Raw genomic sequence first — 13,434 nt, 5'->3', positions numbered from 1 at the left:
TGAGGGATGCTGCCTAGGTCTCCAGCCCCTTGAGAATGGGGCAATCCGGGCGATGATCCCCAGCGCAGGCCTGCACCAGTTCCGTCAGGGTATCGCGCATCGCGGTCAGCTCGGTAATCTTGGCCTCGATCTGCGCCAGGTGGTCCTGAGCAACGGATTTCACGTCTGCCGAGGCGCGGCCCGCGTCTTCGTAGAGCGCCAGAAGGGTGCGGCAATCCTCGATGGAGAAGCCAAGCCCCCGGGCCCGCGCGAGAAAGTGCAGCTTGTGGATATGCGCCTCGGTAAAGCTGCGGTAGCCATTGGTATCGCGCCGGGGCGCGACGAGGCCGATCTCCTCGTAATATCGGATGGTCTTGGGCGGCAAGCCGGCCCGGCTGGCGGCTTCGGAGATGTTCAAGAGGCGGCCCTCCTCAGGCGCAATGCGTTGGCAACGACAGCGAGCGACGAGAGCGCCATGGCCCCCGCGCCCAGCATCGGCGAAAGTTGTGGCCCGCCGAAGGGCACCAGCACCCCGGCGGCGACCGGGATCAGCAGTACGTTATAGCCGAAGGCCCAGGCGAGGTTCTGGCGGATGTTGGCCATGGTGCGGCGGGAGATGTCATGCGCCGCGCCGAGGCCCGAAAGCCGACCCGAGAGCAGCACGACATCGGCCGCTTCCACCGCCACCTCGGTTCCGGTGCCGATGGCAAGGCCCACATCGGCAGCGGCGAGGGCGGGCGCGTCGTTGATGCCATCTCCCACGAAGCCTACGGGCCCGCCTGCCTTCAGCGCCTCGATCCGGGCGAGCTTGTCACCCGGCAGCAAGCCGCCTTCCGGGTTGTCTATGGCCAACTCGCGCGCAACAGCCCGGGCCACGCCCGGCGCATCCCCCGAGAGGAGCGAGAGCGAAATGCCTTTTATTTTCAGCGCGTTCAGGGCGGCTGGCGCACCTTCCTTGATCGGATCCGCAACGGTGAAGAGTGCCGCAACCTTGCCATCGACGGCGAGGAAGAAGGCGGTTTCGGCCCGGGCTTCCGCAGCCTCCAGAACGTCAGAGAGGGCGGGCGGAATGGCGAGACCGTCCGCCTCCGTCGCGCGCGGTCCGCCGACGATCAGCGCCTTGCCCTCCACCGTTGCCGTGAGCCCGTATCCCGGTTTCGCGGTGGCGTTTTCTGCCGGGGCCAGCGCCAGCCCGTCAGCCTCGGCGGCTGCCACCAGCGCCTTGGCCAGCGGATGCTCCGAGCGGGCCTCGGCGGAGGCGGCGAGGCGGAGGGCCTCGGCGCGGTCGATCCCAACGGGCGTGACGGAGGTAAGCGCAGGGTGGCCTTCGGTGAGCGTGCCCGTTTTGTCGAAGGCCAGTGTTTTCACGGCCCCGAGCTGTTCCAGCGCCGCACCCTTTCGGAAGATCACGCCCAGCTCTGCGGCACGCCCGGTGGCGACGAGGATGGAGACGGGCGTGGCCAGCCCCATGGCGCAGGGACAGGCGATGATGAGCACCGACACCCCGGCCACGAGGGCGCGGGAGATATCGCCCGTGGCCCCCAGCCACACGGCCACGGTGAGGGCCGCGATCAGCAGCACGGCCGGGACGAACACGGCGGTGACCTTGTCGATGGTGCGCTGAACCGGCAGCTTCGTGGCCTGTGCCTGTTCCACCTGGGCGGCGATGCGGGCAAGCACGGTGTCATTGCCGACGGCAGTGGCGCGGTATGTCAGCGCCGTGGTGCCGTTGACGGTGCCGCCCGTGAGCGCGTCGCCCTTGGACTTTGCCACAGGGTGCGCCTCGCCGGTCACCATGGCCTCGTCGAGCCAGCCTTCGCCCTCCGTCACCACCCCATCGACGGCAACGCGGGCCCCGGGCGCGAGGTGAAGCACGTCACCCGGCGCGATCTCGGAAACCGGTTTGTTCTGAACACCTTGCGGGGTTTGCACCGGTGCGGTTTCAGGCGTCAGCGCCATCAGCCCGCGCAGCGCAGCCCCGGCCTGGCCGCGGGCGCGCGCCTCCAGCGTGCGGCCGAGCAGGATGAGCGTGACGATCACTGCAGCGGCCTCGAAATAGACGTGGTTCGCGCCTTCGGGCAGGAGCCCCGGCGCGAAGGTGGCGAGGGTGGAATAGGCCCATGCGGTCCCGGCGCCGAGGGCGACGAGGGCATTCATCTCGGGCGCGCGGCGCAGGAGCGCAGGAATACCCGAGGTGAAGAAGAGGCGGCCGGGGACGGCGAGGACGGCTGTGGTGAGCAGGAATTGCACGATACGCCACGGGGTTTCCCCGAGCGTGCCGATGACCCAGTGGTGCAGCGGCGGGTAGAGGTGGCCGCCCATTTCGAGCAGGAAGACAGGGGCTGTCAGCAAAGCCGCGATAAGAGTGCGGCGGGCCATTGCGCGCGTTTCCTCCGCGGTGTCTGCGGGGCCGGCCTCATGGTGCTGGCGGCTTTGCACCCTTGCAGGGTAGCCCACTGATTTTGCGGCGTTTTCGAGCGCGTCACCCGCAACGCCTCCATGGGTCACGGTGGCCCGTCGGGTCGCGAGGTTGACGGTCGTGGAGGTCACACCGGGAACGGCGGAGAGGGCCTTTTCGACCGTGCCGACGCAGGAGGCACAGTGCATGTTCTCGATGGCAAGCGTGGTGGTGGCCTCGCTATGGAGATGCGCAGGGTAACCGGCGTTTCCGGACGCCTCGGCAAGTGCATTAGCGGGTAGCGGGCCGTGGGTCACGGCGGCGCGGCGGGTGGCGAGATTGACGGTAGCCGAGGTAACGCCGGGGACGGCGGAGAGGGCCTTTTCGACTCGCCCGACGCAGGAGGCGCAGTGCATGTTCTCGATGTTGAGGACGGTGGTTTCAGGCGCAGCAGGGCGGTGTGCGGCAGGCTCTGCGGGCGCTTCGATCGTAGCGTTGGGGCGGGGCTCAGCCGTGGCCGGATAACCTGCTTCTGTCACCAGATCCGCCAAGGCTTCGCGCGTAATTTGCGAGGGATCATAGAGGGTTACGGCCTCTCCCAGCTCACGGGTCACAGTGGCGGAGCGCACGCCGGGCGCGGCGCGAAGCGCGGCTTCAACGCGGGCGGTGCACTTGCCGCAGCTCATGCCGGTGATGCTGAGGCGGGCTTCTGCGACGTGGTCATCGCGCATGATACGGACTCCGGGGCGGGGATCGCCCGGAGCCTTACATAGGGCTTCCAGTCACTGGACATAGGGCTTCCAGTCACTGGAAGGTCAAGCCCTAGCTGCCGCGATATGTCGAATAGCTGTAGGGCGAGAGCAGGAGCGGCACGTGGTAGTGGGTCTCTTCCGTCATGGTGAAGCGGATTGGCACCTCGTTGAGAAACAGCTCGCCATCCCCGCCCTGCATCGTCGCCTTGAGGTAGTGGCCCGCATGGAAAACCAGCTCGTAAGCCCCTGTTTTGAAATCCTCTTTCGGCAGGATCGGCGCATCCGTGCGGCCATCTTCATTGGTGACCATCTGGGCGATGCCTTCACGCGCGCCCCCCTCGCCGATCCGGAAGAGCATCACCACAAGGCCCTCCGCAGGCACCCCGCGCGCGGTGTCGAGCACATGGGTCGTGAGATATCCCGGCATCTGGCTGATCCTTCCATGAAGAGGCTTTGGGAGAAGCCTATCAGGCCGGGGGGCGGAATGAAGCCCCTGAGTGCCGGAGAGTATGGCAGGCAGTGGTTAACCCGGCACGGGCCGGGCGTGCGGAAGACGATTTTCAGGAATATCCTATTCTTTTCCGAAACTTACCAATACCTCGGAAGCCGCTTTTGTGGCGAGATTGACCGAGGATCCGAGCCGCTTGACTGTGCACCATTGCACGTTACGTGGCCCTTACTTGCGTTAACGATGAAATTTTATGGACAACAAGTGATGCACATTCCATGCACAACCGATGCATACGGGTTTACAGGCTGCCGGAGAGGTTAACGGCCCGCGCCGCGTCTGGAGGCTAGAGGCGCGCAGCGAGGGCGCACAGGAAGGCCTGCGCCTCGCGGGCCTGTGCAAGCACCTCCGCCCGTACCTCCTCGGGGGACTTCGAGAGCAGATGCAGGCGCAGGAAGGGCTCCTCCATGAAGCCCTCGGTCACGGTCGACATTACCCGGCGCAACTGGGCCAGCGCCTCTTCGCCCCGGTGCGAGCCATGCCCAGCGCCACCGGCTTGCCGATGATTTCCTCGCGCGACACCAGCCAGTCGATGGCGTTCTTGAAACCGCCGGGGAGAGCGTGAACATACTCGGGCACCGCCAGCAGCAAGCCGTCGGCCCGCCCCACCTGCGCCGCCCAGTCCCGCACGGGCGGCGGCGGGGCGGCCTCCAGATCGGGGGAGAAAATTGGCAGGCCGGCGAGCCCGTCCCAAAGGGAGATTCCCAGCTCCGGCGGTGCCAGCTCGGCCAGGGCGGCGAGGAAAGCGCGGTTGGTGGAGGCGGCGCGGGCAGAGCCGGGAACGGCGAGCAGGTGTTTCACCGCCCGGCCATGCGCTCGGCCATGTCGAGCATCCGGGCAGAGAAGCCCCATTCGTTGTCATACCAGCCGAAGACCCGGGTCAGCCCGCCCGCCACGGATGTTTCGCGCGGCGCGACGATGAGGCTCTCGGCGCGGGCGCGCAGGTCGGAGGAGACCAAGGGTTGATCGGTGGAACCGATGATCTGGCCACGGGCAGCCGCGAGGGCCGCGTTGACGGCTTCAACCGTCGTCGCCTCGCGGGTGGCAACGGTGAGATCGATGGCCGACACGGAGGCGGTGGGCACGCGGAGGGCACGGGCCTCTATACGGCCCGCGAGGCCAGGCAGCACCCGGTCGATCAGGCGGGCGGCAGAGGTTGTGGTGGGCACCATAGAGAGGGCGGCGGCGCGAGAGCGCTCGGGCGCTTTGCGGGGCGCATCCACTGTGGGCTGGGCGCCGGTGTAGCAATGCACCGTCGTCATCTGCCCGGCCTCCACGCCGAAGGCTTCGTCGAGCAGTTTCAGCAGCGGCGCGAGGGCGTTGGTTGTGCAGGAGGCGTTGGAGACGATGCGCTGGTCAGTGAGGGCGCTCTCGTTCGCGCCCATCACGATGGTGATGTCGGCCTCGTCGGACGGGCCGGAAACAAGAACGGATTTCGCCCCTGCCGCCAGCCCCCGCTCGGCCACCGCACGCTTGCCCGCGAGCCCGGTGCATTCGAGCACCACGTCGACGCCCGAGAGATCGAGCGTGGAGAGATCGGGCGTGGCGGTGAAGCGGATCGGCCTGCCGTCGATCACCAGCGCCTCGGGGGCAGTTTTGACCTCGCCGGGCCAGGGGCCGAAGACGCTGTCATAGGCGAAGAGGTAGGCGCAGGTTTCCAGTGGCTCGATGTCGTTGATGAGCGCGAGGGTGATGCCGGGCCGGGAAGCGAGAAGCTGGCGCAGGACGGTGCGTCCGATGCGGCCGAAGCCGTTGAGGGCGATGGTGGGCATGGGAAACTCCGACTCGGGGGGCGCGTTGGGGCGGAGGCTGCGCCGGACGGCTGCCGGGGGCAACCCCTGCCCTGCCCGGCTGGTCAGGCGGTATCGAGCCGGAATTTGAGGAAGCGTTGCCCTGCGTGCTCCACCTCGCCCAGCGGCCGGGCCCCCAGCCGGGTGAGAGCCGAGAGGCTGCGGCGCGAGGGCGCGAGGAGGAAGGTGACGAAGGGGATGCGCGGATCGGTGCGGGCCTTTGCCAGCGCCTGTGCGGCAATGGCGCGGCCCCGCCCGAAGGCCTCGGGCGTGAGGACGAGGCCGAAATCCCATTCCTCCCCTTCCTTCTGGAAGCCACCCCAGCCGACGTAGGATTCATCATCGAGAAAGGCCCAGTGGCCAAGCCCGTCGCGCGCCCAACAGGCCTCCTTGGCGGCGACGAAGGCGGCCACTTCCTGTGGCCCCCAGGGCTGCGTGAGCAGCGGCAGGTGGGCGGCGATGCGCGGGTCGTTCATATGGGCGAGCAGCAGGTTCGGGTCGATCTGCGGCAGGCGGGCGAAGGTGAGAGGCATGGGCGGCTCCGGCGGAATGCGCCGGGAGGTAGCGCGGCGGGGCGCCGGGGGATAGCCGGGATATGTCGGATGACGTGGATGTGAGAGCGGCCCCGCTGTCAGCCGATTGTGCGGGCGCGGGCGGTGGCGGCGGCGAGGCCTTCGGCAATGAGCGCGGCGAGCGGCGAGGCGCGCATGGCGTCGAGCCCGGCGGCGGTAGTGCCGGCGTAGTCGATCATCTGTTGCACATGCACGGCGGGCGCGGGGCCGGCCGCCAGCATCTGCCCGGCGGAGAGGAAGAGCTGGCGGGTTGCGGCGAGGGCGGTGTCCGGGGCGATGCCCTCGCTTTCCGCATAGGCCTGCACCGCCTCGGCGAAGAAGGCGACGAAGCCGGGGACCGGGCCGGTAATGGCGGTGAAGACGTCGATCTGGGCTTCGTCGGAGAGTTCGGCGGTGGTTCCTATGGCGGAAAAGAGGGCGTTGGCGAGGGCTTTGTCTGCCGGTGTGGCGCCTGGGGCAGCGGCCCAGGGCGAGAAGGCGAGGCGCTGCCCTGCGGCGGGGGAGGACATGGCGCGGATCACGCGCGGGCTGCCGGTGAGCGCGGTGAGCCGGGTGAGGGTGAGACCGGCCATGGTTGAGAGCACCGGTTTGTCAGTGGTGATGCCGAGGCGCGGGGCCGCGGCGGGCGGCACGCAGAGGAGGATCGCATCGGCCGCTTCAGCAGCCACGGCGGGCGTGGTGGTGCGGCAGGGCAGGCCCTCGGGCGGGGTGCCGGTGGTGTTGGCGAGGATCAGCCGCTCGGGCGGATGGCCGGACGCGAGCAGGCCACGAGCGATCTCGCGGCCGAGCATGCCGGTGCCGATGAGGGCGAGGGTTTGGGTGGGCAGGGTCATGGCGCGCTCCTTTTTCGAGAGCGGATCATGGGCCCTGCGCCGTCGCGAAGAAAGGCCTGATGTGCTTGATGGGCCTGCCCGGAGCGGGCTCATCCGCCCTTCGAGGCGTCCTCGCCCGGGGTCAGACCGAGACTTCGGCCATCAGCGTGGATTTCTCGATCTCGCCGCGCGCGCCGCGGGCGGTGACTTCGCCGCGGCGGAGCACCACGAAGCGGTCGGCAAGATTGTAGGCGAATTCGAAGTATTGCTCGACGAGGATGATCGCCATGTCGCCCCGGTCGCGCAGGTATTCGATGACCTTGCCGATCTGCTGAATGATGTTGGGCTGGATGCCCTCGGTCGGCTCGTCGAGCAGGAGGAGCTTGGGCTTGGTCATCATCGCGCGGGCGATGGCGAGCTGCTGTTGCTGGCCGCCCGAGAGGTCGCCGCCGCGCCGGGCGATGAAATCCTTGAGGATCGGGAAAAGCTCGAAGACCTCATCGGGGATGAAGTGCTCTGACTTGGGCAGGCAGGCGTAGGCGGTTTCGAGGTTTTCCTTCACGGTAAGCAGCGGGAAGATATCGCGGCCCTGGGGCACATAGGCGAGGCCGCGTTGGGCCATCTCGTGGGCCGGGAGCTTGCCGATCTCGGCGCCGTCGAAGGTGACGGTGCCGCCGGAGCGGGGGTGGGTGCCGGAAATCGCCTTCATCAGCGAGGTTTTGCCGACGCCGTTGGTGCCCATGACGCAGGTGACTTCGCCCTGCCGGGCCTCCATCGAGATGCCGTGGAGGATCCGGGAGTGGCCGTAGTGGAGCGTCAGCCCGTCGAGCTTGAGCATGTCGGGTTTGGAAGGATCAGCGGCCAAGATACACCTCGATGACTTCGGGGTTGGAGGTGACGTGGTCGAGCGAACCTTCGGCCAGCACCGAGCCTTCGTGCAGCACCGTCACCTTGCATTCGAGCCGGCGGACAAACTCCATATCGTGCTCCACCACCACCACGGCGCGGGTTTTGGCCGCTTCCTTGAGGATGTCGGTGGTGTGCTCGCGTTCGGCCAGCGTCATCCCCGCCGCCGGTTCGTCGACCAGCAGGAGGCGGGGCTCCTGCGCCAGCAGCATGCCGATTTCGAGCCATTGCTTTTGGCCGTGGGAGAGCTCGCCGGAGGTGCGCTCCAGCTCGTCCGCAAGGCCGATCTCGGCGGCGAGTTCGACCACGCGGTTCTGGTCGGCCTTGGAGGGCTTCCAGAACAGGACGGAGGACCAGCCGCGCTTGTTTTGCAGCGCCATGGTGAGGTTTTCCCGGACCGATTGATCCTCGAAAACGGTCGGCTTCTGGAACTTGCGGCCGATGCCCGCCTGGGCGATTCTGGCCTCGTTCATGCCCACCAGGTTGCGGCTCATCTCGCCCCAGATAACCTTTCCCTCGTCGGGCTTGGTCTTGCCGGTGACGATATCCATGAAGGTCGTCTTGCCCGCACCGTTGGGGCCGATGATGGCGCGCAACTCGGCCTCGCCGATGTTGAAGCTGAGGTTTCGGATGGCCTTGTAGCCGTCGAAGGTGACGGAGATGCCGTTGACCTCGAGAAGCGTGCTCATTGGCCTTCCTCCTCGCGCTTGGCGCCCTTGTCAGGGCCATAGTCCGCCCCGTGGCGATCGGGCGCGGCGCGCTGCGCGACGAGGTCGAAGAGGCCGCCGATGCCCTTGGGGGCGAAGAGGGTGACGAGGACGAAGGTGAGGCCGAGCAGAACTGTCCACCAATCGACCCAGCTGATGGTGTAGAAGCCGAGCGGGATGTCGGGCGCCTGACCGCCGGTGAAGTATGTAGAGACGAGGCTGACGAGTGCCGCGCCGATGACCGCGCCGTAGAGCCTGCCGCGCCCGCCGATGGCGACCCAGACGGCGAGGTAGATCGAGGCGATGGGGGCGATTTCGGCCGGGTTGATGATGCCCGCCTGCGGATAGTAGAGAGCCCCGGCGATGCCCGCGATGCAGGCGGTAAGGGTGAACATGGCGAGCTTGTAGGTTTCTACCGAGTAGCCGAGGAAGCGGACGCGGGCCTCGTTGTCGCGGATGCCGCGGATGACGGAGCCGAACTTGCCGGAGACGACCCAGGCGGAGAGTAGGTAGCCCAAGGCCAGCGCAAGGGCGGAGGCCCAGAGGAACCAGATCGAGACGACATCCTGAGAGGCGGTGACGCCGGGCAGGTTTTGCAGGCCGGAGAGGCCGTTGTTGCCGCGCAGGCCGCTGTCGTTCTGGAAGAGGTAGAGGGCGAGGGCGAGGGTCATCGCCTGGGTCAGGATCGACAGGTAGACGCCGGCCACGCGGGAGCGGAAGGCGAGCCAGCCAAAGACGAGGGCGAGGAGCCCGGGGACGGCGACCACGAGGATCAGTTGCACGGTGAGGCTGTGGGCGAAGGACCAGATCAGCGGAAACTCCGACGAGCCGACCACGCCGAAGATCTGCGTGCCGATGGCGTCGACCACCTCTTGTGGCGTTGGCGGAATTTCCTGCGCGGCCATGCTTTCGGTGACGATCAGCCGGGTGCGCTCATACATCAGCCACATGCCGATCATGTAGCCGCCGAGGCCGAAGAAGGCGAAATGGCCGAGGGAGAGGATGCCGCAGTAGCCCCAGATCAGGTCCATCGCCACGGCGACGAGGCAGAGGCAGAGGGTTTTGCCCAGTGTCTTCACGAAGGAGGTGGAGATGAGGCCGAGGCCGAAGCCTTCGGAGGCGATGGTGACGGCCAGCGTGAAGATGCCGAGGCAGGCGAGGAAGACGAGGATGGAGGGGTTTCGGGCGATGAAGGAGCGGTTTTTCATTGGGCTGTCCTCTGGGCCATTGCGCCTTGATCAAAGCGGAGCACCCGGCCGGCACCGCCGGCCAGCGCCCGCACCGCCCCCCCACGGGGCGGGCGCTTCTCAGACGCTAAACCTGACGGCGATGGTGTACCTGATGACGACTGCGGCGCTTGTTGCGAGGCGCCCCGTGCGGTGCGGGCGCTGGCCTCTGCTCTGCTGGTCAAACCAAACATCGCTCAATCCCCCGCAGCGCGACCTTTGAGGGCGATGATGCCCCTTGGCCGGAATTGGATGAAGATTATGATGAAGATGATCATGTAGGTTTGCGCGGCGAGCGTATTCGACGGGTTCAGCCACTCGATGCCCTTTTGCAGGGAACCGATCATGCCCGCACCGAGTAGCGTGCCCCAGATGTTGCCAACGCCGCCGACCACGACGGTCATGAAGCTCTGCACGATGTAATCGGTGCCAAGCTCGGAGGTGACCTTGGCGTAGAGGCCGATAGCAACGCCCGCGATGCCGGCGATGCCGGAGCCGAGGCCGAAGGTGAGCATGTTCACGCGGCCGGGGTTGATGCCCATGGAGGCGGCCATGCGCGGGTTTTGCGTGACGGCGCGGGTTTCCAGCCCGAGGCGGGTCTTCTTCATCAGGAAGAGGAAGAACAGCAGGAAAACGATGGCGAGCACGAAAATGGCGACGCGGATCATCGAGATGCCGACGATCTCGTTGATCTGCCACTGCCCGTCGAGCCAGCCGGGGGCGGTGAGGGGGCGGGCCTGGGTGCCAAAGATGTTCTTGGCCAGCTGTTGCAGGGCGATGGAGATGCCGAAGGTGGCGAGCAGGGTTTCGAGCGGGCGGTTGTAGAGCCAGCGGATCACCAGCCGCTCCATTGCCACGCCTGCCGCGAAGGTCACCGCGAAGGCGAGAGGGATGGCGACGATGATCGAAACCGTGTGGTTGGGGATCATCTGCTGCACGACGTAGCCGGTGTAGGCGCCCATCATGATGAACTCGCCGTGGGCCATGTTGATGACACCCATCACCCCGAAGGTGATGGCCAGGCCGATGGCAGCGAGGAAATAGATCGAGGCGAGTGAGAGGGCATCGAGCCCGAGATCGAGCGTGGTGTTGAGGCCCACCTTCGTGTCAATCGCGCGGAGCGCCTTGTTGGCGGCCTCGGTGACGGCGGGGGACGGCTCGGAATATTCTTCGTAGAAGGTGAAGCGGGCGAGCGCGGCATCTATCTCGGCCTCGGTGGGTGCGGGCGGCACGGCGCCCGCCTCGACCAGCGCAGCATAGGCGCGTTCGCGGGCTTCGATGGTGTTCAGCTCTGCAAGCGGCACGCCGCCCACGGCACCACCTTCGATGTTAGCTTGCAGCACGTTGCGGCGGTCTGCCGGGTCGATCCGGGCGGGCAGGTCGGCCTCGGCGGCGACAAGATCATACGCCTCTTCGCGGGGCAGTTCTTCGGTGCCGGGGCGCAGGGTGCGGGCGACGTTGGCCCCCTCGGGCACCTCGCCCTCGGCGAGGCGGCGGGTGGTGGCGACGAGCGGATTGAGGGTGCCGCGGGTATCGACGTTGAGATCGCCCGCGACGCTTTCGATGGCGGCGATCCGCGCGGCCTCGTCCTCACCGAAGGAAATGGTGAGCAGGGTCAGAAGCCGCTCTTTCTGCGCCTTCATGGCCGGGTCCGGCTCGCCCTCGATGCTCTCGCGCAGTGGCGCAATGTGGGAGGGGTCGGGGTTGCGGGAAATGGCGGTGAGCGCATCCTGGCGGAGCGTGGGGTTTTCATCCTGAAGCTGGAAGCGGACGAGCGCCGAGGCGATCAGGCCGCGCACACCGGAGTTGGGGCGCAGGATATCGACCGCGTCGGAGGGCACCGGCTCCAGCTCCTCGCCGCTGTCGAAATCGGTGAGGATGATGGTGCGATCGGGGCCCTTCTCGCCGGCGAAGAACCAGCCGTCGCTTTCGCGCTGATACATCTCGCGCGCTTCCCAAGTTTGCAGCACTTGCTGCATGCCGGGCAAGCCGGAGCCGGATAGCGCGTCGATCACCGGCTGGATGGTGCGGCGGGAGGGCTTGGCGATGTCGGCGGCGTGTTCTTGCAGCAGGCTCTGGATCGGGCCGGGTGTGACTGTGTCAGCGGGGCTGCCGGTCGCCGTGTCCTGCGCCGAGAGCGGCGCGCCGAGGATGAGGGCGCCGAGGAGCGCCAGTGCCTTCAAGGCCTTGATCATGCTGGAAAGTCCCGCCGCGCGTTTGTCCCGTGGGCCGGAAGGGGCAGCGCGAGCTGCCCCTCTCGATGCTATCTCGGGCGGCGCACGAGGGGGCGCCGCCCGGGTCGAGCCCGAGGGCTCAGTAGTTGCTTTCGAGCTGAACGCAGGTCGAGGTCTCGGTATTGTACATGCCGCACTCGAGATCTTTCCAATCCGACTTCAGCACAGCCGATTCCGGCAGGTAGTCGGTCCAGGCATCGCCGGGGACCGGATCGGTCTCGGAGATGATGTCGAACTGGCCGTCCTCGCGGATTTCACCGATAAGCACCGGCTTGGAGAGGTGGTGGTTGACGCCCATCACGGCGGTGCCGCCGGTCAGGTTGGGGAACTCCTGGCCCCACATCGCCTCGCGCACGGCGTCCACGTCGGTGGTGCCCGCCTCGGTGGCCGCGTTCACCCACATGTTGAAGCCGATGTAGTGGGCTTCCATCGGGTCGTTGGTCACGCGGTCTTCAGAGCCGATGAATTCGTGCCACTTGGCGATGAACTCGGCATTGGCCTCGGTGTCGGCGGTCATGAAGTAGTTCCACGCGGCGAGGTGTCCGACGAGGTTGGAGGTGTCGAGACCGGCGAGCTCTTCTTCACCCACGGAGAAGGCCACGACGGGGATGTCCTCGGCGGAGATGCCCTGCGCGGCCAGCTCCTTGTAGAAGCCGATGTTGGCGTCGCCGTTGATGGTGGAGATCACACCCACCTTCTTGCCGTCAGCGCCCAGCGCCACAACGTCAGACACGATCTTGGACCAGTCGGAGTGGCCGAAGGGGGTGTAGTTGACGAAGATATCCTCGGCGGGGATGCCTTTGTCCTTCAGGTAGGACTCGAGGATGTTGTTGGTGGTGCGGGGATAGACGTAGTCGGTGCCCAGCAGCGCGAATTTCTCGACGCCCAGCTCTTCGAGGTAGTAGTCGGTCGCCGGGATGGCCTGCTGGTTGGGGGCGGCGCCAGTGTAGAACACGTTCTTGGAGGACTCTTCGCCCTCGTATTGCACCGGGTAGAACAGAAGGCCGTTCAGCTCTTCGATCACCGGAAGCACGGATTTGCGGCTCACGGAGGTCCAGTTGCCGAAGATCACGTCAACCTCGTGGACGGTCAGCAGCTCGCGGGCCTTTTCGGCAAAGAGCGGCCAGTCGGAGGCCGGGTCGACGACGACGGCTTCGAGATCGCAGCCAAGGACGCCGCCCTTTTCGTTCTGGTCGGCGACCAGCATTTCCATGGTCTCTTTCAGCGTCGTCTCGGAAATTGCCATGGTGCCCGAAAGCGAGTGCAGCACGCCGACCTTGATCGGGCAGCTCACCTCTTGCGCCGAAGCGGCCCCGGCGGTGAGGCCGAGTGCGAGCACTGAGGCTGCGGTTTTCTTGAATGTGGTCATCTTATCCCTCCGTTCGGGGCGCGCGGGCGGGCTTGTGGCAGCACGCATCGAAACCCCGGAACCAGTTCTTGTTGCCAATTGCGCGGGCGGTCCGCCAGATCTCCCTCGGCGTTGGCTGCGCACCCGATCGTGGCGTCTGGGCCACCTTTGCCGGGCGAGGTCATGCTTTGTAGCGGGAGCC

General features: G+C 66.8%; 13 protein-coding genes. All 13 read right to left on the bottom strand.

Annotation, left to right across the window (positions count from 1 at the left end; translation table 11 throughout):
* Positions 1–13: 13 nt before the first annotated feature.
* Positions 14–397 carry a Cu(I)-responsive transcriptional regulator gene (gene cueR / locus DYI42_RS06520; RefSeq protein WP_213545122.1) on the bottom strand — a complete coding sequence of 128 codons (384 nt, stop codon included), beginning with the start codon at positions 395–397 and terminating at the stop codon, positions 14–16.
* Positions 394–3,108, bottom strand: a complete 2,715-nt coding sequence (locus DYI42_RS06515; RefSeq protein ID WP_213545121.1) for a heavy metal translocating P-type ATPase — start codon at positions 3,106–3,108, stop codon at positions 394–396. Before DYI42_RS06515 ends, cueR begins: the two co-directional genes overlap by 4 nt.
* Before the next feature lie 91 nt (positions 3,109–3,199).
* Positions 3,200–3,556, bottom strand: a complete 357-nt coding sequence (uraH, locus tag DYI42_RS06510) for a hydroxyisourate hydrolase (RefSeq protein ID WP_213545120.1) — start codon at positions 3,554–3,556, stop codon at positions 3,200–3,202.
* Between the two features lie 367 nt (positions 3,557–3,923).
* Positions 3,924–4,070, bottom strand: coding sequence for a hypothetical protein (locus DYI42_RS06505; RefSeq protein WP_213545119.1), 147 nt, complete (start codon positions 4,068–4,070; stop codon positions 3,924–3,926).
* Complete coding sequence (locus DYI42_RS06500; protein ID WP_213545118.1) at positions 4,070–4,438, bottom strand: NADPH-dependent FMN reductase; 369 nt, start codon at positions 4,436–4,438, stop codon at positions 4,070–4,072. The genes DYI42_RS06505 and DYI42_RS06500 overlap by 1 nt, the downstream gene beginning before the upstream one ends.
* Entirely contained in the window at positions 4,435–5,409 is a 975-nt protein-coding gene (locus DYI42_RS06495) for a type I glyceraldehyde-3-phosphate dehydrogenase (protein WP_213545117.1), read from the bottom strand. The genes DYI42_RS06500 and DYI42_RS06495 overlap by 4 nt, the downstream gene beginning before the upstream one ends.
* Positions 5,410–5,492: 83 nt before the next feature.
* Complete coding sequence (locus DYI42_RS06490) at positions 5,493–5,960, bottom strand: GNAT family N-acetyltransferase (RefSeq protein WP_213545116.1); 468 nt, start codon at positions 5,958–5,960, stop codon at positions 5,493–5,495.
* Between the two features lie 98 nt (positions 5,961–6,058).
* The gene (locus tag DYI42_RS06485) at positions 6,059–6,832 is read right to left on the bottom strand and encodes a pyrroline-5-carboxylate reductase family protein (protein ID WP_213545115.1); all 774 of its coding nucleotides are present in this window, start codon (positions 6,830–6,832) and stop codon (positions 6,059–6,061) included.
* 121 nt (positions 6,833–6,953) lie between these two features.
* Positions 6,954–7,649 (bottom strand): urea ABC transporter ATP-binding subunit UrtE, encoded by a 696-nt coding sequence (urtE, locus tag DYI42_RS06480; protein WP_213545170.1) that lies wholly within the window; start codon positions 7,647–7,649, stop codon positions 6,954–6,956.
* A gap of 16 nt (positions 7,650–7,665) precedes the next feature.
* The gene (urtD, locus tag DYI42_RS06475; protein WP_213545114.1) at positions 7,666–8,406 is read right to left on the bottom strand and encodes an urea ABC transporter ATP-binding protein UrtD; all 741 of its coding nucleotides are present in this window, start codon (positions 8,404–8,406) and stop codon (positions 7,666–7,668) included.
* Entirely contained in the window at positions 8,403–9,632 is a 1,230-nt protein-coding gene (urtC, locus tag DYI42_RS06470; RefSeq protein ID WP_213545113.1) for an urea ABC transporter permease subunit UrtC, read from the bottom strand. The genes urtD and urtC overlap by 4 nt, the downstream gene beginning before the upstream one ends.
* Positions 9,633–9,847: 215 nt before the next feature.
* Positions 9,848–11,845: an urea ABC transporter permease subunit UrtB gene (gene urtB / locus DYI42_RS06465; RefSeq protein ID WP_213545112.1), complete on the bottom strand. Its 1,998-nt coding sequence runs from the start codon at positions 11,843–11,845 to the stop codon at positions 9,848–9,850.
* A 118-nt stretch (positions 11,846–11,963) separates the two neighbouring features.
* Entirely contained in the window at positions 11,964–13,253 is a 1,290-nt protein-coding gene (urtA, locus tag DYI42_RS06460) for an urea ABC transporter substrate-binding protein (protein ID WP_213545111.1), read from the bottom strand.
* Positions 13,254–13,434 lie beyond the last annotated feature (181 nt).

Origin of the sequence: Vannielia litorea (assembly GCF_018424695.1) — a bacterium.
GTDB classification, from domain to species: domain Bacteria; phylum Pseudomonadota; class Alphaproteobacteria; order Rhodobacterales; family Rhodobacteraceae; genus Vannielia; species Vannielia litorea_A.
This window is presented reverse-complemented; position numbering and strand designations above follow the sequence as displayed.

Coding starts and splice junctions, on each gene's coding strand:
- DYI42_RS06490 (WP_213545116.1), bottom strand. CDS start 5,960: ATGCCTCTCACCTTCGCCCGCCTGCCGCAGATCGACCCGAACCTGCTG.
- urtB (WP_213545112.1), bottom strand. CDS start 11,845: ATGATCAAGGCCTTGAAGGCACTGGCGCTCCTCGGCGCCCTCATCCTC.
- urtA (WP_213545111.1), bottom strand. CDS start 13,253: ATGACCACATTCAAGAAAACCGCAGCCTCAGTGCTCGCACTCGGCCTC.
- DYI42_RS06495 (WP_213545117.1), bottom strand. CDS start 5,409: ATGCCCACCATCGCCCTCAACGGCTTCGGCCGCATCGGACGCACCGTC.
- urtC (WP_213545113.1), bottom strand. CDS start 9,632: ATGAAAAACCGCTCCTTCATCGCCCGAAACCCCTCCATCCTCGTCTTC.
- urtE (WP_213545170.1), bottom strand. CDS start 7,649: ATGCTCAAGCTCGACGGGCTGACGCTCCACTACGGCCACTCCCGGATC.
- DYI42_RS06505 (WP_213545119.1), bottom strand. CDS start 4,070: ATGTCGACCGTGACCGAGGGCTTCATGGAGGAGCCCTTCCTGCGCCTG.
- urtD (WP_213545114.1), bottom strand. CDS start 8,406: ATGAGCACGCTTCTCGAGGTCAACGGCATCTCCGTCACCTTCGACGGC.
- DYI42_RS06515 (WP_213545121.1), bottom strand. CDS start 3,108: ATGCGCGATGACCACGTCGCAGAAGCCCGCCTCAGCATCACCGGCATG.
- DYI42_RS06485 (WP_213545115.1), bottom strand. CDS start 6,832: ATGACCCTGCCCACCCAAACCCTCGCCCTCATCGGCACCGGCATGCTC.
- uraH (WP_213545120.1), bottom strand. CDS start 3,556: ATGCCGGGATATCTCACGACCCATGTGCTCGACACCGCGCGCGGGGTG.